At 36.5% G+C, this 23132-nt stretch carries 14 protein-coding genes; 12 read left to right on the top strand and 2 right to left on the bottom strand.

Annotation, left to right across the window (positions count from 1 at the left end):
• Positions 1-19: 19 nt before the first annotated feature.
• Complete coding sequence (gene argG, locus RAH34_RS10375) at positions 20-1216, bottom strand: argininosuccinate synthase (RefSeq protein ID WP_306596072.1); 1197 nt, start codon at positions 1214-1216, stop codon at positions 20-22.
• Positions 1188-1853, bottom strand: a complete 666-nt coding sequence (locus tag RAH34_RS10370) for a GNAT family N-acetyltransferase (RefSeq protein WP_114822563.1) — start codon at positions 1851-1853, stop codon at positions 1188-1190. Before RAH34_RS10370 ends, argG begins: the two co-directional genes overlap by 29 nt.
• Positions 1854-2013: 160 nt before the next feature.
• Here RAH34_RS10370 and RAH34_RS10365 point away from each other — a divergent pair, with 160 nt between their 5' ends.
• The 12 genes from RAH34_RS10365 to RAH34_RS10310 all read left to right on the top strand — a co-directional run bounded on the left by RAH34_RS10365 (position 2014) and on the right by RAH34_RS10310 (position 22753).
• Entirely contained in the window at positions 2014-2430 is a 417-nt protein-coding gene (locus tag RAH34_RS10365; RefSeq protein WP_034696257.1) for a helix-turn-helix domain-containing protein, read from the top strand.
• 349 nt (positions 2431-2779) lie between these two features.
• Positions 2780-4159 (top strand): porin, encoded by a 1380-nt coding sequence (locus tag RAH34_RS10360; protein WP_306596071.1) that lies wholly within the window; start codon positions 2780-2782, stop codon positions 4157-4159.
• 209 nt (positions 4160-4368) lie between these two features.
• Entirely contained in the window at positions 4369-5949 is a 1581-nt protein-coding gene (locus RAH34_RS10355; protein WP_306596070.1) for an MFS transporter, read from the top strand.
• A gap of 43 nt (positions 5950-5992) precedes the next feature.
• Positions 5993-6220 carry a DUF6814 family protein gene (locus RAH34_RS10350; protein ID WP_034696261.1) on the top strand — a complete coding sequence of 76 codons (228 nt, stop codon included), beginning with the start codon at positions 5993-5995 and terminating at the stop codon, positions 6218-6220.
• A gap of 65 nt (positions 6221-6285) precedes the next feature.
• Positions 6286-6480, top strand: a complete 195-nt coding sequence (locus RAH34_RS10345) for a hypothetical protein (RefSeq protein ID WP_114822566.1) — start codon at positions 6286-6288, stop codon at positions 6478-6480.
• Positions 6473-9175, top strand: coding sequence for an ATP-binding protein (locus RAH34_RS10340; RefSeq protein ID WP_306596302.1), 2703 nt, complete (start codon positions 6473-6475; stop codon positions 9173-9175). Before RAH34_RS10345 ends, RAH34_RS10340 begins: the two co-directional genes overlap by 8 nt.
• A 9-nt stretch (positions 9176-9184) precedes the next feature.
• Positions 9185-9544, top strand: coding sequence for a response regulator transcription factor (locus tag RAH34_RS10335; protein ID WP_047431895.1), 360 nt, complete (start codon positions 9185-9187; stop codon positions 9542-9544).
• Between the two features lie 97 nt (positions 9545-9641).
• Positions 9642-11528, top strand: coding sequence for an AMP-binding protein (locus RAH34_RS10330; protein ID WP_306596067.1), 1887 nt, complete (start codon positions 9642-9644; stop codon positions 11526-11528).
• A gap of 384 nt (positions 11529-11912) precedes the next feature.
• Positions 11913-13841: an acetate--CoA ligase gene (acs, locus tag RAH34_RS10325; RefSeq protein WP_306596301.1), complete on the top strand. Its 1929-nt coding sequence runs from the start codon at positions 11913-11915 to the stop codon at positions 13839-13841.
• Between the two features lie 263 nt (positions 13842-14104).
• Positions 14105-15739, top strand: coding sequence for a T9SS type A sorting domain-containing protein (locus tag RAH34_RS10320; RefSeq protein ID WP_306596066.1), 1635 nt, complete (start codon positions 14105-14107; stop codon positions 15737-15739).
• A 139-nt stretch (positions 15740-15878) separates the two neighbouring features.
• Positions 15879-19301: a hypothetical protein gene (locus RAH34_RS10315; RefSeq protein WP_306596065.1), complete on the top strand. Its 3423-nt coding sequence runs from the start codon at positions 15879-15881 to the stop codon at positions 19299-19301.
• An 8-nt stretch (positions 19302-19309) separates the two neighbouring features.
• Positions 19310-22753 carry a DUF6443 domain-containing protein gene (locus tag RAH34_RS10310; protein WP_306596064.1) on the top strand — a complete coding sequence of 1148 codons (3444 nt, stop codon included), beginning with the start codon at positions 19310-19312 and terminating at the stop codon, positions 22751-22753.
• The last annotated feature ends 379 nt before the right edge of the window (positions 22754-23132 follow it).

Here is a 23132-nt window from a genome sequence, read left to right as displayed (position 1 = left end):
TTACATTGTCCTTTCGGAACTAGTTGATATTTTGATTAATCTGGTGGTATATATTTAAAGAATTGCTTACAATCTTTGTATATCCTTTTACATCATCACCCGTCCATGCTCTGTTGGCTTCTCCATAGCTTCCGAATTTATCAGACATCAGATCATGATCAGATTCAATTCCATTCAAAATAAATCTGTATGGATGAAGGGTTACAAATACTTTTCCGCTCACTGTTTTCTGAGAATCTACCAGGAAAGACTCAATATTTCTCATGACAGGATCTAAGAAAAGTGCTTCGTGAAGCCAGTTTCCATACCAGTCGGACAACTGGGATTTCATCATTTGCTGATATTTTGAAAGCGTATGCTTTTCCAATAAATGATGTGCTTTGATAATCACTGATGCCGCTGCTGCTTCAAATCCTACTCTTCCTTTAATCCCAACAATGGTATCTCCTACGTGAATATCACGGCCGACTCCGTATGCTGAAGCCAGTTCTTCTATTTTTTGAATGGCATATACTGAATGTTCAAAACTTTCTCCATTTACAGCTACCACTTCTCCGTTTTTAAACTCGATCTCCAGTTCTGAAGGCTGAGTTTCTTTGATTTGAGACGGAAAAGCTTCTTCAGGAAGATAATTTCTTGAAGTCAGTGTTTCTTTCCCTCCTACTGAAGTTCCCCAAAGTCCTTTATTGACAGAATATTGAGCTTTCTGGAATTCCATTTCATAACCATGTTCTTTCAAAAACTCAATTTCTTCGTCACGGGACAAAGCCATATCACGAATTGGGGTAATGATTTCAATATTCGGGCACATCACCTGGAAGATCAAATCGAAACGAACCTGATCGTTTCCTGCTCCTGTACTTCCGTGAGCAATAGCATCTGCTTTTACTTCAATCGCATATTTTGCAATTTCCTGCGCCTGAATAGTACGTTCAGCACTTACAGAAAGAGGATAAGTATTGTTTTTCAGCACATTCCCGAAAATCAGATATTTTACACATGAATTATAATAATCTTCCTGAGCGTCTACGCACCTGTATTCCTTCACCCCAAGGTTTAAAGCTTTTCTCTCCAACTCTTTTTCTTCTTCTTTTGAAAAACCTCCGGTATTTACAGTAACTGCATACACCTCATATCCTAGTGTTTCACTAAGATATTTAGCACAGTAGGAAGTATCTAAACCTCCGCTAAACGCTAAGATGACTTTCTTTTTCATCTGGACTTTTTTTATTATTATTAATGGTCGCGTGGAATTCATCAATTTTTTTTTGAATCATTCCATCATATTTACTTTCAGGTAGATTATGAACTACCTCATCTTTTTTTTTATCATTTTCAGGAACAAATAACATGGCTGTACACAGACAGTTTTTGCGTTCCTTCATCATTAAAATCTCATAGTTCACGCAGTTTTTGCAACCGTTCCAGAATTCCTCATCCTGAGTCAGTTCAGAATAAATGACCGGTTTATACCCTAGATCACTATTGATTTTCATCACTGCCAAACCTGTTGTCAAGCCAAATACTTTCGCATCCGGATATTTATCTCTAGATAATTGGAAAACTTTCTGCTTAATCTGAGTCGCTACTCCGCCGTTCCTGAATTTCGGTGACACAATAAGTCCCGAATTAGCCACAAACTTCCCATGTGACCAGGTCTCTATATAACAGAAACCTACCCACTCACCGTTTTCAGTGGCTACCACAGCATTGCCTTCTGAAATCTTCTTACTCAAATATTCTATAGAACGTTTTGCGATACCCGTCCCTCTACGCTGTGCAGAATCGTACATTTCCTGCTGTATTTCACTCACATACATTAGATGTTCGCATGAGGAAATTTCTATTTCCATTTATTTATCTAATTTTTTTGGCAAATTTAAAATATATTTTCTTTTAAATCCAAATAAAAAAGATATTTTTTTTGTTTTAAAATTTTAAGCAGGTAAAATTATCTTTATTGAAAATTATACATTTGCTAATTTATTATATATTTGCTAAAATAATATAGTTATGGAAAATACCTGTCCTAAATGCAAGAGTATCAAAGTAGTAAAAAGCGGTATCATCAATGAGAAACAGCGCTTCCACTGCAAAGACTGCAACTATTATTTTACCGTCAAAAAATTAGGAAAACAAATTGATGATTACTATGTCACCAAAGCTCTTCAGCTTTATCTGGAAGGCTTAAGCTACCGTGAAATCGAAAGAATTATTGGGGTTTCCCATGTTACGATAAGCTCATGGATTAAAAAATACAACATCACAAGACCTCCTCATTCTGAATTCCATCCTGTCTATAAAATTCTGAAACAAAGTGAACTTATAGAATACATTGCACAGGAAGAGAACATTAAAAACTCCGGAATTATTATCACTCAATTTGCGGATAAATACATGCTGATTAAGTGGGAAAGGTTTAAGAAGTAGTGCAAGGTTCGGGGTTCGGGGTTCGAGTTACGAGGTGCGGGATCCGAGTTATACGATGCGGCCGTGAAGAGATTACGGGTTATTAGGCTTAAAAACCGAGATGAAAACATCTTCACAAAATACTATATATCAAATTATTATAAAATTATAATTTTAAAATATCGAATCCCAAACCTCGAACCTCACATCCCGAATCACAAAACCCCGCATCCCGAACCCCTCACCCCAAAACTCAAAGTCTCACAAATATTAACTATACCATTACCACTAATATATATTAAATTTTCATAAATAAATTATTAATTACAATTTGGCATTCATAAAAAACAACGCCAAAAATTGATAATTTATGAAGAAATTACTTACATTCATTGGATTAGCTTTAATCAGCAGTTCCTTATATTCACAAGGTTCTCCTGATTATGGCAATGGCTTAAAAATTAACCTCAACCAAAATGGAGATAAATTTGTCAGATTTATTTTATGGGATCAGTTTTGGTTAAGAAATACTTCCATGAACCCGGGAACTATGGTTGGAGGCGAACCTACTGACAATTCATGGAGCCTGGGAAACAGACGATTACGTGCTTTAACCTATGCACAAATTTCTAAAAGATATATGATCCTCCTCCATTTCGGGATCAACAATCAGACGTTCATCAATGGTGGTGCTTCAGGAACCTCAGGAACAGGAGGTTATGGAAATGGAAAGAAAACGCAGTTATTTTTCCATGATGCCTGGAATGAATATGCAGTTATTTTACCTGGAGAAGCGGGAAAATTCAGTTTAACTTTAGGAGCCGGACTTCATTATTACATGGGACTTTCCCGTATGACCATGGCTTCTACGCTTAATTTTCTCACATTAGATTCTCCCGTTTTCTCGTGGCCACTGATTGATAATTCAGACCAGTTTGCAAGACAGCTGGGAATGTTTGCTAAAGGAAAGTATGGTAAACTCGAATACCGTTTTAGCTTAAATAAACCATTTGCTACCGACCTCGTTCCTGTGAATGTAACAGATCCTTCGAAAGCTGTAGCGGTAGACAACAACGGAAATCCAAGCTTTTCAAAAGCAGGATATGTTGAATATCAATTCCTTGATGAAGAATCCAACACTCTTCCTTTCAAAGTGGGATCTTACCTTGGAACGAAAAAGGTTTTCAATGTAGGTGCAGGTTTTTATCATCAGGCTGACGGAACAAGAACTTCCGTGAACTCAAACATTGAAAAACATGACATTACCCTTTTTGCAGTCGATGCTTTCGCAGACATACCTTTAGGAGAAGCAAAAAACAAAATGGCTGTTTCTGCGTATGCCGGATATTATAATTACAATTTCGGGCCGAACTATGTAAGAAATCTGGGAACAATGAATATTGGAGCTTCTGATCCTAATTTCATCGGCAATAAAGCCATCGCAGGACCAGGAAATCTACAACCCACCATAGGAACAGGTAATATTATCTACGCACAGGCTGGTTTACTATTACCGAGTCAGGCAGAAAAACCAAAAATCAGAATACAGCCTTTTGCAGCTTATACTCATAAAAGTTTTGAGGCTTTTGATAAATCTTCCTCACAGTTTGATGTTGGAGCTAACTGGTTCATAGACGGACATCACGCAAAAATAACAACACAATATTCAACAAGACCGGTGTATACGAATCCTACGGAAAGTCCAACCTCAAAAGGAGAATTTATTGTACAATTTCAAATCTACCTGTAAAATTTGAACCATTAAGAAGAGTAAAGAAATTAAGATAAGTTAAGCTCCATCAAAGATGGATAAAGCATTCACCTGAATAAATAGCTTTAGCTATATCTTAATTATTCTTAACCCCTTAAAATCTCTTAACGGTTCAAAAAAGGTTTTTAAACCCATAAAATTTCAGATGAATTAATATCCTATTCCCATAACATCAAAAACTAATCGATATGAGTGAAAATCATCACGAAACCTACGAAAATATGACCGACAGGCAGAAGAACCGCACCATCTGGAGCGTGATCACTGCGTCATCCCTTGGAACATTGATAGAATGGTATGACTTCTATATCTTTGGAAGTTTAGCCGTTGTTTTAGCGACCAAATTTTTCCCTGCTGATAATCCAACTGCTGCCTTTTTATCTACTCTGGCGACTTTTGCTGCCGGATTTGTGGTAAGGCCTTTCGGAGCATTATTTTTCGGAAGACTGGGAGATCTTATCGGGAGAAAATATACCTTCCTTGTTACTTTACTGATCATGGGATTTTCCACGTTCCTGATCGGATGTATTCCAAGTTATGAAACCATTGGCTTTATGGCACCGGTTTTAGTTTTAATTTTAAGATTACTTCAAGGTCTTGCCCTGGGAGGTGAATACGGAGGTGCGGCTACTTATGTCGCAGAATATGCGCAACCTCATCGCCGTGGATACTGGACTTCATGGATCCAGACTACCGCAACAGCCGGACTTTTCATTTCATTGATTGTTATTCTGATTACCAAAACAACACTTTCTGCAGAAGAATTTGATACCTGGGGGTGGAGAGTTCCTTTCTGGATTTCTATTCTGATGGTTGCTGTATCTTACATCATCAGAAAGAATATGAAGGAGTCGCCTCTTTTTGCGAAAGCTAAAAGTGAGGGTAAAACATCCAAAAATCCTTTAAAAGAAAGTTTTGGGAATAAATACAATTTCAAATTTGTGTTACTGGCTTTATTCGGGGCTGCAATGGGACAAGGAGTCATCTGGTATACAGGACAGTTCTACGCGATGAGTTTCCTTCAAAAGGTAATGAATGTAGAATCTGCACAGGTAGACTCACTGATGGCCACCGCTTTATTTTTAGGAACGCCTTTCTTCGTATTCTTTGGATGGCTGTCTGATAAAATCGGGCGAAAAGCGGTGATGATGACGGGAATGCTGGTTGCTATTCTAGCCTACAGACCTATTTACGACAGCATGTTCAAGAGTGTCAACCTCGAAAACAAAACCATTGCAGCGAATGGAATTACAGAAAAAAGAACAGCGAAAATCCACAATGATATTGCCACAGACAGTTTAGTTACTTTTCACAAAGAAACTCTTTACACAGATGGCACTTTAATCAAAAAAGACAGTATTGTTCACTGGTCGCCTGCAGGAGTTGTCATGAAAGACGGAAAAGCTGAGGAAGCCAAAGTTTCTCAAAGCTTAAAATTAAGTGATGACACCAAATGGTATCTGGTTTTCCTTGTATTTATTCAGGTGATCTTTGTAACGATGGTATACGGTCCTATTGCTGCTTTCCTTGTGGAAATGTTCCCGGTGAGAATCCGATATACTTCAATGTCATTACCTTATCACATCGGAAACGGAGTATTCGGAGGTCTTCTTCCGGCAGTGGCAACTTATCTGGTAACGACAGGAAAAGAAGCAGGCCATGCCACATGGTATCTGGAAGGACTCTGGTATCCGATTGGAGTTGCTGCAGTATGTTTAGTAATCGGATTATTTTATCTTAAAAATAAGAACAATAATCTTCACGATTAGACACTGAATCACTCAAATTTTTATTAATTTTAAAACAACTAAAATGAACGGACTAAAAAAAATATTAGGCATTCTCTGGATCGCTATTGCGGTGATTGTAGGCTATTTCGGAATTACGGTATTGGGAATCCCAAAAATCGCTTCCGGGAAACAAGAAGATCTGGTTTTTGGCATCATCATCCTTTTTGTACTGATGCCGATTATCTCGGGCGGGATGGCCATTTTTGGTTATTATGCCTTAAAAGGAGAATATTCTGACGATAAAATTTAAAAGCAATAAAACAGATAATTGATGAATGAACGCATTCATCAATTATCTTTTATCAAAAATCATTTATGAAAAAAAGACACGAACAAAAACTTATCATACTGAGTGTAGGGCTTATGATTGCTTTCAGTATTCCGATTTCATTGCTTTTCAACAGTGACAGGGAAGTTTTAGGCTATCCAATGATCCTGATCTATCTGTTCGTGGTCTGGATGATTTCCATTGTGATTTCTTTTGTAATCGTAAAAAGGTATGATGAGTAGTTTCGCTTTATTTTTTGTTGTTCTGTTTTACCTGGCTCTTCTTTTCTTAGTTGCTTATCTGGCAGAGAAGAAAAGGAGTAAAGTCTGGATCAATAATCCTTACATTTACGCCCTTTCTCTTGCGGTATATTGTACAGCATGGACCTATTATGGAAGCATTGGGGTGGCAGCTACAAGCGGATTAAACTATCTTCCGATCTATATTGGCCCTATTATGATTATCCCGGCATGGATCTACATCAATACCCGGATTGTAAGAATTTCAAGAGTCAATAAAATAAGCAGTCTTGCCGATTTCATTTCTTTAAGATACGGTAACAGCAGAAGTTTGAGCGCCATTATCACTATAGTCTGCCTTCTGGCCATAGTTCCTTATATCGGATTGCAGATCAAAGCTATTTCTGAAACCTTTCATTTGGTAACAGAAACACCGATGTCGAAAGACATTCTGACCGATAACGCGACTTTTGTGGTGGTCTTAATTGCTTTATTTTCTTCATATTACGGAACACGATATGTGGATGCTTCAGAAAAGCGGCTGGGAATTATTTCTGCCATTGCACTGGAAAGTTTTTTAAAACTATTTTTTATTATTATTCTTGGACTTTTCGTGATTTATTATGCTTTTGACGGATTCTCAGATATCTATGAGAAAGCCAGCAAATTTGAAGATTTTAAAGAAAAAAATACATTCAACGGGATTGAAGGCGCTATGAACTGGATGGTTCTGTGTATGATTTCTGCAACAGCGATCTGCATTCTCCCAAGACAGTTCCATACTGCCATTGTTGAGAACAGACAGGAAAAGCACATCAGAACAGCCATTTGGTTTTTCCCGCTTTACCTTTTAATATTTACCATATTTATCTTCCCGATCGCATGGGGAGGAAGATTGATTTTTGACGGACAAAAAGTGAACCCTGAGTTCTACTCCATCCTTATTCCGCAGCATTTTGACAATACATTGATCACTGTGCTTGTTTTTCTTGGTGGATTAAGCTCTTGTATTTCCATGATTATTATCTCTGCCATTACTTTATCTATCATGCTTTCCAACAACCTTATCATTCCATACGGATTGCTGGGAAAATTAAAATCTGAAAGTGAAGAAAAAAATACGAGAAGTATTACCAATATCAGAAAGTTCAGCATTTTTGCCCTGATCATTATGGCTTTTGCCTTTTATAAATATTTCATTCTGAAAACCTCACTGGATTCCGTAGGATTAATTTCATTTGTTGTGATCGCCCAATTGGCACCTGCATTTTTCGGAGCTTTATTCTGGAGAAGAGGAAGTTATAAAGGTGCTGTTACAGGCCTTTTAGCCGGATTAGCGATCTGCTATTTCGGGCTTATTATTCCACAGTACTATTTTTCCTATAATCAGGAATTCAAAGGAGTACTCAGGGAAATGTATAACGCTTTCGGCTTTTTCACCATTCCTTATCTGGGTAGAATTCCGCAGATCTTTTTCTGGTCGATGCTCGTGAATACAAGCCTATTTACTATTGTTTCCGTGAGTTCAAAAGGAAATTACCGCGAAAGAAACTTTGCAGAACTTTACGTAGATATCGACAAGTATATTCAAAATCATGAAAATGCTTTCATCTGGCGTGGAACAGCTTATATTTCAGACATTCAGAATATTCTGGAGCGTTTTTTAGGCAAAAACAAAACGGAACAGGCCTTAAGGATTTTTAATTTAAAGTATAATATTGATTCAAAAACTGAAACTGCCGATTCAAGATTTATCAAATTTTCAGAAAATCTTTTAGCAGGAAGAATTGGTACTGCTTCCGCTAAGATATTAATTGAAGGCGTTACCAAAGAAGATAAAATATCTTTAAAAGAGGTTTTGAATATCCTTGAAGAGTCACAGGAAAACATCAGTTTAAATAAAAAACTTACGGAACAGTCCGAGGAATTACAAAAACTTTCGAATGACTTAAGAACTGCCAACGAAAGCCTGATCATCAAAGACCGTCAAAAAGACGACTTTCTGGACTCTGTTGCCCACGAACTGAGAACTCCGATCACTGCTATTCGTTCTGCCGGAGAAATTTTAGCCGATGATGATGATATTCCTTTTGACATCAAACAGGAATTTTTAAACAATATCGTTACAGAATCTGACAGATTGAGTGAAATTATCAATGATATTCTTTATCTGGACAAATTACAGCATGGCGAAATCTCTTTGCACATTCAGGAAAATAATATTATTGAAACGTATAAAAAAGCCTTAAACCCTCTCCTCCATCTGATACAGCAGAAAAATATTCATTTGAGTGAAGTTAATCTCCTGAATCAGTCTATATTTGAATATGATGAAGCAAGAATGATTCAACTGTTTCAGAATATCTGGGGAAATGCCTTGAAATTCACAGAAGAACAGGGAACAATTCAGACTAAAATATTTGAGAAAGAAGATCAGCTGATCATCACCATTTTCAATACCGGAAAACATATTCCGGAAGAGGATCTGGAAATGATTTTCGACAAGTTTTATCAGTCGAAAAATCAAAACATATTAAAGCCTACAGGAAGCGGACTGGGACTGGCCATTTCCAAAAAAATAGTACAGGCACACGGTGGAAGTATAAAAGCAGAAAACAGCGGACTGGGTGTAACTTTCACCATCAGCATTCCTGAAAAAACTAAAAAAGAGATTAGAAATGAAGTTGAACACCATTAAAACCTTCTTATGAGAAAGATCATTATTGCGGATGACGAACACAAAATATTAATGTCGCTAGAATACAGTTTTAAGAAAAACGGCTACGATGTCTATATTGCCCGTGACGGAACGGAAGTCCTTGAATTCCTGAAAACGATGGTTCCTGATGTGATCCTTCTCGATATTATGATGCCGAATCTTGATGGCTATAGCACGCTCGATCTCATTAAGCAGGACGAAAAACTAAAGGATACCAAAGTCATATTTCTGAGTGCCAAAAACAATCCCAGAGATATTGAAAAGGGATTGGAAATGGGAGCGGATGCTTACGTCACAAAACCCTACTCGATTAAGAAACTGATGCAGCAGATTGAGGAGATGTTTTAAGAGATTTCTTCGCCTTCGGCCGCAATGACACGACTACTTATCCTTGTCAAGGTTTTAAACCTTGACAAGGATAAAAAACCAACACACAACTAATGATATGAATAAAGATACCTTATTTAAACAAAGCATAGAAAACAAAGAAGATTTCTGGAAAAAACAGGCTGAAGAAATCAAATGGTTTGAATTTCCGCAACAGATTCTTTCAAATGGCGAAAACGATTACTCACAATGGTTTTCGGACGGAAAGCTCAATATGTGCTATTTGTGCATTGACAAACACATTGAAGACGGTTTCGGGGATCAGGTGGCAATTGTTTACGATTCTCCTGTAACCAACCAGAGGAAAACCTACACATTCCATCAGGCTAAAGAGGAAATTGCAAAGCTGGCAGGAGGATTGGTTTCTCTTGGATTAAAAAAGGGAGATACGGCCGTTATTTATATGCCGATGATTCCGCAGACGCTTTTTGCTATGCTTGCCTGTGCGAGAATCGGGGTTATTCATAATGTGGTTTTTGGAGGCTTTGCTCCCCATGAATTAGTTGTAAGAATTAACGACTGCAAACCTAAAGTTTTAATTACCGCCACAGCCGGTGTGGAAATTGCAAAGAGGATTCCTTATCTGCCACTGGTAGAAAAAGCAATTGAACTGGCACAGGATAAAGTAGACCATATCATCGTATACAATAGAAAATTAGTAGATAATCAGGATGAAATGTTTGACGGACTTATTGATTATGAAGAATTAGTAGAAAAATCAGCTCCTGCAGACTGCATTCCCGTAGAATCTACTCATCCGCTTTACTTGCTTTACACCTCGGGAACTACCGGAAAACCCAAAGGTATTGTTCGTGATACCGGAGGTTATGCAACAGCATTACAGTTCTCAATGACTTATGTCTATGGTGTAGAACCGGGAGAAACCTATTGGGCAGCTTCAGACTTTGGATGGGCTGTAGGACATAGTTTTTCTGTATACGGACCATTAATCAACAGAAATACGACTATAATTTTTGAAGGAAAACCGATCATGACTCCTGATGCAGGTACTTTCTGGAGAATTATTTCAGAATATAAAGTTTCGGTGATGTTTACAGCGCCTACTGCCATCAGAGCGATTAAAAAAGAAGATCCTAATGGAGAACTGGTAAAAAAATACGATTTATCACATTTCAAAAAACAGTTTCTGGCCGGTGAAAGATGTGATGTAGCCACTTTGGACTGGTTTGCAGAACATATTGGTGTTCCGGCAATAGATCACTGGTGGCAGACAGAATCCGGCTGGCCAATGCTGGGATTGTTGACTCATGATGAAAATTATCAGATCAAAAGAGCATCTGCAGGAAAACCTGTTCCGGGCTATGACATTAAAATATTTGATGAAAACGGATATGAGCTCAGTCCTCACCATGAAGGTTATCTGGTGATCAAACTTCCCCTCCCACCTGGCGCCATGCTTGGAATATGGAAAGATTACGCCCGCTTTGAAAACAGCTATTTGTCTCAGTATAAAGGGTATTATTTTTCGGGAGACGGTGCTATTCAGGACGAAGATGGTTATATTTTCATTACTGGAAGAGTGGATGATGTGATCAATGTAGCAGGACACAGACTTTCCACTTCCGAAATGGAAGAAATCGTTTCTTCACATCCCGATGTTGCAGAATGTGCGGTGGTCGGTATTGATGATGATTTAAAAGGACAGGTTCCTTTTGCCACAGTTGTTGTAAAGAACGGTTCAACTATTTCTGAAGAAGACATTGAAAGAGACATCATTCAGATGGTCCGGAATAAAATCGGAGCGGTAGCTTTTCTGAAAAACGTTATGGTTGTCAATCGATTACCTAAGACCAGATCCGGAAAGATTTTAAGAAAGCTGATCCGAACGCTGCTTGATGGGAAAGATTTTCAGATTCCATCCACCATTGATGATGAAAAAATCATTGATGAAATTCAGGAAAAAATCAAGGAATATAGAGGCTGAACAAGAAATTAAACTTAAATTTAAATACATGTTTAATTCAATAAAAAAATTAAACCATTAAGAGAAATAAAGATGTTAAGGAAGATTAAGTTCATCCAAGATGAATAAAATAAATAGCTTACTCTATGATCTCAACAATATTAAATCATGGAGTTGTTTAAACTTATCAAAAATATTGGATATTTCTTAAACCATTAAGAAAGATTTAAGCAGTAAAGCATAGTTAAGTTAAGATAAATGCTTTTGATTTTTAAGCTTAAAGCGAAGCTCATCTTAATACTCTAAACGCCTTAATGCAATCTTAATGGTTCAAAAAATGTTAAACATGTTCCATTTTAAATTTAATGGCTTAAAAATCAAAACATAAAAAATTATCAAAATAAAATCAATAAAAACGAAAGGGATATGAGAAATTACTTAATAGAAGATTTACCACAATATTTTGAAGACTATAAAAAGTCTATCAAAAATCCTAAAAAATTCTGGGATAAGGTAGCGGATCAAAACTTCGTGTGGTATCAAAGATGGAGCAAGGTTGTTAAGTACGACATGAATGAAGCTAAAATCACCTGGTTCAAAAATGCGAAACTCAATATTACTAAAAACTGTATCGACAGACATCTTACCATAAGAGGGGAAAAAACAGCGATCATCTGGGAACCTAACGATCCTAAAGAAGAAGCTCAGCATATTTCTTATAATGAACTGTATACACGCGTTAATAAAACAGCTAATGTTTTACGCGATATGGGGATTGAAAAGGGAGACAGAGTCTGTATTTATCTTCCTATGATTCCCGAACTGGCCGTTACCATGCTTGCCTGTGCAAAACTGGGAGCTGTGCATTCTGTTATTTTCGCAGGTTTCTCAGCTTCTGCAGTGGCTTCAAGAGTAAATGACTGTGAGGCCAAAATGGTCATCACATCAGACGGAAGCTACAGAGGAAATAAAGTTCTGGATCTGAAAACCATTGTGGACGATGCTCTGGAAAAAACGCCGACTGTTGAGAAAGTTCTTGTTGTAAAAAGAACCCACAACGAAATTAAAATGAAAGAAGGAAGAGATTACTGGATGGCTGATCTGTATGAGAAAGCTTCTCCTGATTTCGTTACCGTAATTATGGATTCTGAAGATCCGCTTTTCATTTTATATACTTCCGGATCTACAGGTAAACCTAAAGGGATGCTTCATACTTGTGCCGGATATATGGTGTACACCGCTTATACCTTCAAAAACGTATTCAATTATAAAGAAAATGATATTTATTGGTGTACCGCAGATATCGGATGGATCACAGGACACTCCTATATTCTTTACGGACCGCTATTGAACGGAGCAACCACTGTAATCTTTGAAGGCGTACCTACTTACCCTGAACCGGACCGTTTCTGGGAAGTGATTGAAAAACATAAAATCACTCAGTTTTATACCGCTCCTACCGCCATTCGTTCTTTAGCAAAAGAAAGTACAGAATGGGTAGATAAACATGATCTGAGTTCTCTTAAAGTAATCGGATCTGTAGGAGAACCTATCAACGATGAAGCATGGCATTGGTTCAATGACCATGTTGGAAAGAAAAAATGTCCTATTGTAGACACATGGTGGCAGACAGAAACAGGAGGAATTATGATTTCACCACTTCCTTTTGTGACACCTACCAAACCTACTTATGCCACTCTCCCATTGCCTGGCGTACAGCCTGTATTAATGGATGATAAACGAAATGAAATTACAGGAAATCAGGTGACTGGAAATCTTTGTATCCGTTTTCCATGGCCGGGAATTGCCAGAACCATCTGGGGCGATCACCAAAGATATAAAGAGACTTATTTTACAGCATTCCCTGGAAAATATTTTACCGGTGATGGTGCTTTGAGGGATGAAGTCGGGTATTACAGAATTACAGGCCGTGTAGATGACGTGATCATTGTTTCAGGGCATAATCTGGGAACAGCACCTATCGAAGACAGTATCAACCAACATCCTGCTGTTGCTGAATCGGCTATTGTGGGTTACCCTCATGATATCAAAGGTAATGCACTGTATGGTTATGTGACCCTTAAAGAAACCGGGGAAGGACGTGACAAGGAAAATCTGAAGAAAGAGATTAATCAGCTGATTTCAGATCAAATCGGACCTATCGCAAAACTGGATAAAATACAGTTTGTTTCCGGACTTCCAAAAACACGTTCCGGAAAAATTATGCGTAGAATCCTGAGAAAAATTGCCGAAGGGGACTTCAGTAATTTTGGAGATATCAGTACGCTTTTAAATCCTGAAATTGTAGAAGAAATCAAAAACGAAAGAATTTAAATTTCATCAATTTTTTAACCAATAGAAGCCCTGGAAGTCATTTTCAGGGCTTTTTGTTTTAGTTCTTGAATTTTAAAAAAATACGACATGTTTTGACGTTGTGAGTACATATTTTTGCACCATAATAGTATGAAAACATATAGAAAAATTAATATAAGATAGTATGATTTACAGAATACCACACAAAAATGATTTCCATATCTTAAAAAGTGTTAAATTTGCGACGTTTTAATAAAACTAATTACTAACTCAAAAAACATAGAATGAAAAAATTCTATCTCGGTGCATTCGCTTTATGCACGGTCTTGGGCGTATCTGCCCAGGAAGTGGTGTGGCAGAAAGACATCCAATCTTCTACCCAGGATTTTCTAAGCCAGGTCACCACAACCATTGATCAGCAATACCTTATTACCGGAAGTTCTATACAGTCTAAAAGCCAACAGCAAGCAGCCGGCGGCCAAAAGCAAAACAACGGTTACGATTTTCATTTAGTAAAACTCAATCAACAGGGAGAAGAAGTCTGGGAGAAATACTTCGCAGGACAAAACCATGATTACCTGTCTGCTACTGTTACCACACAGGATGGTGGATTTCTCTTGGCCGGAACATCTTATTCAGGAAAAGGATTAGACAAAAAAGAGGATTCCAAAGGAGGCTCAGATATTTGGTTAATTAGAATCAATGAATTTGGAGATGAACTATGGCAGAAAACCTTGGGAAGTTCTTCTGATGAAGAAGCAAGAACTGTCATTCAAACTACCGATTTAGGATTCTTTGTTGCAGGTAATGTACAAAATTCATCAAAAGGCTATGGTTCTAAAGATGTTTTGATCACAAAATTGGATAAAGACGGAAAAGAACTCTCCCAATTAATTTTAGGCGGAAAAGGATTGGATGAAGTGGAGAAAATGATTCCGACGAAAGATGGCGGAGCATTGCTGGGAATGTATTCAAGGAGTTCCGAGGTTCATGTTTCGGGTTCTGAACAAGATTCCGGGATGCGAGATGCGGATTCTGCATCAAACGTTCAAAACCGGACTCCCGTATCCCGAATTGCAAAATCAACAGACAATTTCGGTGAGGGTGATTATTGGATCGTAAAATTCGATAAAAACGGAAAAGTAGAATGGGAAAAGAACTTCGGAGGCAAAGGAGATGATCATTTGAGAACCCTGGCTTTAACTTCAACAGGCTTTATCATTGGTGGAGAATCCAGATCAGAAAGATCAGGAAACAAAACGGTAGGCATTGAAGAAGGGACAGATCTTTGGTTAATGGCTTTAAACGAAAGAGGTGATGAACAATGGCAGAAATCTTACAATTTCAAGAACCGTGATATCCTGATGGGAATGAGCGTTCTTCATTCTGCAGATGATAAATCTTCGAAAGGAATTTTATTGGGTGGCTATACGCAGGCAGAAGGAAGGGTAGAAACCGATGACGAAACTTTCTGGATGCTCTATCTTGACCAAAACGGAAATGAACAGTGGAGAAAATATGTAAAAGGAGAATCCAGAAAGAAAGAAGAAAGGCTTTCTGATTTAAAGCTGAACAGAGATGGTTCTATTGTTCTGGCAGGAACCAGTGCAGAAGAATTGGGTAAAGAAAACTGGAAAATCGTGAAGCTGGGAGATAAACAGGTTGACCAGCTGATTGAAAAATATGACATTAAGATTTATCCAAATCCTGTATCCGACTATGCTTATGTGGAAATCGGTTTCGATTTTAAGGATGCGGATATTCTTTTGTATGATATGAGTGGAAGGCAGCTTCAAAGTATAAAAACCAAAAACAGAGTGACTAAGATTAATACCCAGGTTTTGGTTCAAGGAGCTTATCTGATCACTATAAAAACTGATACCAATAAAACGGCGAATGCTAAATTGATAAAGAAGTAAGATAACCATTAAAAACGAAACAATAGGAAGGAGAATGTTTTTCCACGCTTTTGTCTGTATTATAACGGGAGGGACTCCTAAGATTATAATAATCAACTTCTAAAATCATTTTTCATCTTTAAACATTAAAATTATTAAAATGATAAATCGTAAAGTTTTCACTTTATTATTTTGCACAGCAGCTCTATATATGAATGCACAACAGAATAAGACAGGTGAGCAAAATAATATTAGCAAATCTACCAATGTAGTACCGCCTACTCCACAAGCAGAAGAAATGACACGATATGGAAATCAACCATTAAATGAATATAAAGGAATGGCTCAGATTAATATTCCAGTTGCTGAAATAAAGGAAAAAAATATATTTAATAAGGTTGAATTAAATTATTCAAAATTAGGTGTAAAAGTAAATGATTTGCCTACTAATGTTGGGATGAGCTGGTTCTTAGATGCAGGAGGTGTAATAACAAGAACAATTAATGACCTTCCTGATGAAATGCAGGTGTCATCTAATAGATTAATATTTAATACTTCTTCTGAAATAGAGAATTTAGTCAATATCCCGGATGGATCTAATAATTCATTATTGGTGAAATCATATTTTACAGACGATTCTTATGACAATGAAATTGATATATTTAGTATTTCGGTAAATGAATTGTCTGGAAAATTTTATTTAGATAAGAATTTAAATCCTGTTTTGACTACAGATAGCCATCAGTTTAAAATTGAAACTATAGGGGATTTTAAAACGACGCACCAGTTTGTATTAACCACTAATGATGGAGTTAAGTATTATTTTGGAGGAGATACAGCTATTGAGAAAACCTGGATTCGTGATGCTCCTATATACTCAGGATATACAAGCTTTTATTTAACAAAAATAACCAATGTTGAAAATAATGAAATTAATTTTGAATATCAGAATATAGGGGCAAAGTCATTCTTAAACTCAATAATAGAAAGAAAAGTACTTAGATCTCAGGAATTAAACGGGACTGTTTGCCAGGGAAACGGAATGGCCGCTGTCCCATCTTATGTAAAAGAAAGTAATATTCTAAGAATTCAGGATGCAAGAGTTTTAATAAAAATAAAGAGTAAAGAGAAAACAATAAATTTTAATTATAATAATGTAAATGATGTTTATTATAATAAAATTTCATCTATTGATATTGTTAATAATTTTTCAAATAAAAAATATCAGAAAATAAGTTTTGAGTATTTAGATCTATACTCTCAATTAAACCTTTCCGTTCTTGAACGATTTTTTTTAACAAAAGTAAAAAAATATAATTTCCAAGGAGATACTCCAGTATATGATAACGAATATTCATTTTCCTATGATGATCCGCAGAATTTACCTGATAAATACAGCTATAGTGCTGATGTATTTGGGTACTTTAATAATAAATTTAATTCCACACTAATCCCGAATTTGAAATTACTAGGGCTTCCTAATTTTTCTTACGCTATCGGTGATTTATACAACTATGCAGATAGAACTTCAGATTTTTCATCAGCAAAAAAAGGGACATTAACCTCTATTACCTATCCTACCAAAGGCACTACTTTTTTTGATTATGAAGCCAGACCGCAGAAATATGCTCTTTTTCAAAGTAAAAATGGTGAAGTTCGTAGCAGTCCTTATGATGTTCCTATAACAGAAAGTACGACAATATTAGATGGAAGTAATATTATTGATAATCAACTGGCCTTTGATTTAGTGATTACACAAAATGAAATTACTTCTATAACCACAATGCTGGAAGTTAATTTAAAAATTCTGGATGAGGTTACAGGCAGCGTGTTATTGAATGAAGTAATTAATTTGCCCAAAACTACACAAGCAGATATAGACAATGGTTACAGAACCAAAAACAAAAGTTTTACTTTTACTACTGATCCGACTAAGAGGTACATCTTGAAATTATCATTAGTACCCAAACCTAACGTTAATTATGCCGGTACTTTTACGGTTTCATACAAGAGTGGCTATGCAAGTCAGAATATAGCTGGTCTGAGACTAAAAAAGACCTACGATGTTGATGAAACGAGTACTGTTACCAATATCAAGAAAATATATTACTCCTTATTCAAGGATATCAACAATATGAATATCATACCGACTACTCTTTACCCTACGAACTATATTACATCTCAATATACTGTAGAAGGTTGCACAGGAGGGATGGTTCTTGTACCATTAGCATATAATCACGACTTTGAATCATCGGAACTTATAGGTCCTTTTTCAGAGTATTTTATGTATCCGTCTTATCCTAACGTTACTATTAGTTATGGAGGAGATAATTTTGAAAAAGGTGGAGAACAAAAAATATTTAATAATGGGCATCATCAAGACCAGTTCATTATCAGAACACCTTTAATGCCGGTATTTGACGGAAGCTATCAGAATTTTTTTGGTTCGGACGGATACTTAGGAAGTGCAGTTTCAGGTTCAGTAAGCTCACTGGATAAAAGTTTTTCTTATGACGATTTTAATGGAAAACTTCTTGAAAATAGAGTTTTTTCTAAATCATCATCAGGCCAACTATTTCTTAAAAGCAAAACGTCAAATAATTATGACTTGAAAACCTTAAAAACTGTTTACGATTTGCGAGGTAAAGAAGCATATGCATTGTTTTCTTCTCATATAAATTTGCCTCTGGAGACAATTATTTCTAATTATAGTATGGTATCGTTACCCAAAGAAAGCTATTATTCAATTCTTTCCAATACAAAAAATACTGAGTATTATGAAAATGTACCTGTAGATATACAAGATGATTCTGCTTATAAAAAGCTTACTACTACTACAGAATATTCTTATAATAATACTTCGCATTATCAGATGACTTCCCAGAAAACTACTTTGTCGGATCAGATTGTCACAGGAATTTCTTATCGTTACGCTCACGATAAAGCTAATCAGAAGTTGATCACTGCTAATATGATAGGAATTCCTTTAGAAACTGAAACCACTCAAACTATTGGAACTGCCAGCAAAACACTTTCCAAAACAGAAACCAAATATGACAATCCATTGAACTTACTTCCAAGCTCAGTATTGTCATATGATTTTCAGAATAATCCTTCTACCGAAGTTATTTATGATCAATACGATTCCAAAGGGAATTTACAACAATATACCGCAAAAAATGGCCTTTCAACAGTAATCATTTGGGGATATAACCAAACTCAGCCTATTGCCAAAATAGAAGGCGCCAAATTAACAGACATCCAACAATCATTAATGGATGCGATCGTTAATGCTTCCAATACAGATGCTTTGGCAGCTCCCAATAATGATGAAACAACCTTTTTGTCAGCCTTGAATACTTTCAGAGCTAATACGGCATTGTCTGCTTATCAGATTACCACCTATACCTATGACCCATTAGTAGGCGTAAGAAGTATCACCTCTCCATCAGGAATAAGTGAATATTATATCTATGATCCATCAAACCGATTACAAGAAATCCGTCAGCAGGAAAAAGACAGCAGTGGAAATATGATTTATAAGACGCTAAAAGAATTCAAATACAATTATAAAAACTAAACACAATCATGAAAAAACTTATAATTCCTATAGGGATTCTTATAATTGGAACTGCCCAGGCGCAGCTTACCAATACAGAAAATTATGTCTATTCAAAGACTTACCTGTCCGATCCTACCCTTGCTAATGTTAAAAGCACAGAAACCGTTCAGTATTTTGACGGCTTGGGAAGACCTAAACAAATTGTCAATGTAAAAGCCTCTCCATTAGGAAAGGATGTAGTGATTCCTATCAAATACGATCCTTTCGGAAGACAGGTTCAGGACTATCTGCCCATTCCTCAGGGTAGTACTCTCAATGGCGGTATTATTACCGATCCATTAGCCAATATTAGCAGTACCCCTTATGGAACAGAGAAAATCTATTCAGAAAAAATTCTTGAAAATTCACCATTAGACCGTGTTTTAACACAAAAACAAGTGGGAACTGCCTGGGACAATAAGCCTGTACAATTTGGCTATGACGCCAATGTCGATGGTGAGGTAAAAAAATATAATGCTACTTTTAACTATACCACTTTTACTTCCCAACTCATCCCATCCGGTTCCTATGCAGTAGGACAGCTTTATAAAAATACTGTTACCGATGAAGATGGAAACCCAACCATAGAATTTAAAAACGGACAGGGACAGGTTGTATTGGTTAGAAAAGTAATCAGTGCTACAGAAAGTGCAGATACCTATTATGTTTACAATGATTATAATCAGCTGGCATATGTAATTCCTCCCAAAGCCTCTTTAGAAGCAGATCCCAATACCGTACTGAATGATTTATGTTATCAGTATAAATATGACGGGCGAAATCGTTTAGTAGAAAAGAAACTTCCCGGAAAAGGCTGGGAGTATATGGTGTATAATAAAGCTGATCAGCTTATTCTGACCCAAGATACCGAGCTTAAAGGAAAAGGACAATGGCTCTTTACCAAATACGATCAGTTTGGAAGAACCATCTACACCGGAATCACCAATAATACTGCCAGCAGGGCATCGATACAAAACAGTGCCAATGTCAATACCGTTTTATATGAAACCAGAACTGCTGCGGTCGGATTTACCTTAAACGACATGGCGGTATACTATACCAAGCTTTCCACCCCTTCCAATGTTAGCCAGATATTAAGTGTTAATTATTATGATACCTATCCTGCAGGGTCCTCTGCGGTTACCAATGTATTTGCCCAGCCTCTTCTTACGGACAATCCGGCTAATGCACAAACAACCAAAGGATTCCTTACCGCCTCCTATATCAAAAATATAGAAGATGATCAGTGGACAAGGAACTTTATCTGGTATGATACCAAAGGAAGAAACATCGGTTCAAGAAGCAACAATCATTTAGGAGGATATACCGTTGTCAACAATAAACTTGATTTTACAGGAGTTATCCTTCAGACTAATACCTACCATAAAAGGCTTGCTGCAGATCCTGAAAAACTCATCGTAGAAAAATTCACCTATGATCCTCAGAACAGACTTCTGACCCACACCCATCAGGTGGGAAGCAACCCTGTTGAATACCTGACCCAGAATAAGTACAATGAAATTTCCCAGCTGGAATCTAAGAAAGTAGGTGGAACGGCTACTGCATCCCCATTACAGACCATAGCTTACCAATACAATATCCGGGGCTGGATCACAAAAGTGAATGATCCTGCCAATCTGAACGGGAAATTATTTGGCTATGAGATGAAATATAACAACCCTGTGTATACCAATACATCAACAGGAAAGTTTAATGGAAATATCACGGAGATCGATTGGAATATTTCCAGTAATGAAGGGCTGAAAAGATACAATTATCAGTATGACGCCTTAAACAGGTTGTTAAAAGGAGCCTATTCCCAACCCAATGCTTCTTTAGCTCAAAACAATTATTTTAATGAAGAGTTGAGCTATGACCTCAATGGTAATATCAAAACCTTAAAAAGATTTTCATGGCCTGTTTCCGGAGGAACCACCGCAGAGAAAATTGATGATCTGATCTATAACTATCAGAACGGAGACAAAAGTAATACTCTGGACAAAATTACCCTTCCTTCAGGGGTTATTAACAACCGTTCAGGATACAATGCTTTGCAGGGAACGATGGCCTATAATCTTAATGGGAATATGACGGATCACCCTGACAGAAAAATGAAGATCATTTACAATTACCTAAATTTGCCCAATTCTATTTCAGTTAATGAGGGGCTGATAGGTATTTCCAACACCAGCTACACCTATAGGGCAGACGGAACGAAAGTTTCTAAAACATACAGTATGAACGGGTCTATAGAAACCAACTATCTCGACGGCTTCCAGTATGATAACAGACATGCCTATGATACTTCAGCCTCTCTTTACACCATTCCAGTATTGAAATTTGTACCGACTTCCGAAGGGTATTACGATTTTACGGAAAATAAGTATATTTACAATTATATCGATCATCTAGGAAATGTAAGGGTGAGTTATAAGAATAGTGGTACTGGACTTGAGGTGATTGATGCCAACAACTATTATCCTTTTGGATTAAAACATCAGGAGGGCCTGATAGTTCCTACTCCTTTTGGAGGAGTTTCTTATAACTACAAATACAATGGCAAGGAATTGCAAGAAAGTGGAATGTATGATTATGGAGCAAGGTTTTATATGCCAGATATTGGGAGATGGGGAGTACAAGATTTGTTAAGCGAATTTTATTATTCTCATTCCCCATATAATTATGTTGGTAATAATCCTATTATTAGAACTGACCCAACAGGAATGGATTGGTATACAGATAAAGATGGCAATTATCAATATAATTCTAATCTCACCAAGGATAACGCAGATCAATTTTTTAAAGATAACAAAATTGAAGGTGCAAAATATTTTGCAGTAAATGGTACAGCTATTTCTGGATATAATTTAGGAAAAGATAACCAGAAAATTACATCAAGTTATAATTTAAATAACGATGGTTCGGTTACTGATAATATTTTAGGCAAAAACATTGATGCTGGTTCAACAGCAACATTAGGAGGAACTGGTAAATCTGTTACTGCAGTAGATGATAGGCCTACTGGTGATTACAATAAGAATGGTGACCAATTTGATTCCAATGATGGAAATAAATACCAATTAAATAATAATCATTGGGTGAAATTATCTGGTCAGATGGTTGATGCAAATGCTGTTCATGCTGGAGGGATAGGATCAATTTATTCAACTTATAACTCTATTACCTTAGTAGATCGTGCTATTTATAATGATAACTTAAAAACCATTTTTGATTATACAATAGATTTAAAAGGATTAGCTGTTGGTATTGGTTTATCTTCTATAGAGAAAGGGAAATTTGAAAAACCTTCCATACAAGGCGTTGTAATTGGGTTTATTTATAATTTTTATTCGGGAACTTTTAATCAATTAAATTCAATGAGAGAGCATGACGAAAATGCAGAAAAAAACAGAATGCAAAATAGAAAGTAACTATGAATAATAAACTAATTATAAGAGCAATTATATATTTATTGATATTTTGTGGAATTATCATAGCAATTGATATTACCTATAGTATTATAGTGCATCATCAATTAAAATCTATTAATATAATATTTGATATTATTTTTGGTTTTCTTTTTTGGATACTATTTCTTTTTTCTGACAGATTCCGGTCCCATAAGTAATATTTTGACATGTATAATACGTGAGCAATAATAAAGAACCCCGCGCTACCGCACGAATCCTTTCGAGTGGCAAATAAACAAAAAACCTCACAAGTGGACTGCCCCCAAAAAGTTAGACACTTTTTAGGGGCATTTTTTTATGTATAGAAAAGAAAAATTTAGCGTTGCTTTCAAATTAGAAT

This window comes from Chryseobacterium sp. WLY505, assembly GCF_030846215.1.
Lineage (GTDB): Bacteria > Bacteroidota > Bacteroidia > Flavobacteriales > Weeksellaceae > Chryseobacterium.
The sequence above is the reverse complement of the archived record's forward strand: the minus strand, read 5'-3'. Positions and strand labels throughout refer to the sequence as shown.

Bases quoted from the DNA above. Each gene is read 5' to 3' on its own strand.
- argG (WP_306596072.1), bottom strand. From the start codon at position 1,216: ATGAAAAAGAAAGTCATCTTAGCGTTTAGCGGAGGTTTAGATACTTCC.
- RAH34_RS10370 (WP_114822563.1), bottom strand. From the start codon at position 1,853: ATGGAAATAGAAATTTCCTCATGCGAACATCTAATGTATGTGAGTGAA.
- RAH34_RS10365 (WP_034696257.1), top strand. From the start codon at position 2,014: ATGGAAAATACCTGTCCTAAATGCAAGAGTATCAAAGTAGTAAAAAGC.
- RAH34_RS10360 (WP_306596071.1), top strand. From the start codon at position 2,780: ATGAAGAAATTACTTACATTCATTGGATTAGCTTTAATCAGCAGTTCC.
- RAH34_RS10355 (WP_306596070.1), top strand. From the start codon at position 4,369: ATGAGTGAAAATCATCACGAAACCTACGAAAATATGACCGACAGGCAG.
- RAH34_RS10350 (WP_034696261.1), top strand. From the start codon at position 5,993: ATGAACGGACTAAAAAAAATATTAGGCATTCTCTGGATCGCTATTGCG.
- RAH34_RS10345 (WP_114822566.1), top strand. From the start codon at position 6,286: ATGAAAAAAAGACACGAACAAAAACTTATCATACTGAGTGTAGGGCTT.
- RAH34_RS10340 (WP_306596302.1), top strand. From the start codon at position 6,473: ATGAGTAGTTTCGCTTTATTTTTTGTTGTTCTGTTTTACCTGGCTCTT.
- RAH34_RS10335 (WP_047431895.1), top strand. From the start codon at position 9,185: ATGAGAAAGATCATTATTGCGGATGACGAACACAAAATATTAATGTCG.
- RAH34_RS10330 (WP_306596067.1), top strand. From the start codon at position 9,642: ATGAATAAAGATACCTTATTTAAACAAAGCATAGAAAACAAAGAAGAT.
- RAH34_RS10320 (WP_306596066.1), top strand. From the start codon at position 14,105: ATGAAAAAATTCTATCTCGGTGCATTCGCTTTATGCACGGTCTTGGGC.
- RAH34_RS10315 (WP_306596065.1), top strand. From the start codon at position 15,879: ATGATAAATCGTAAAGTTTTCACTTTATTATTTTGCACAGCAGCTCTA.
- RAH34_RS10310 (WP_306596064.1), top strand. From the start codon at position 19,310: ATGAAAAAACTTATAATTCCTATAGGGATTCTTATAATTGGAACTGCC.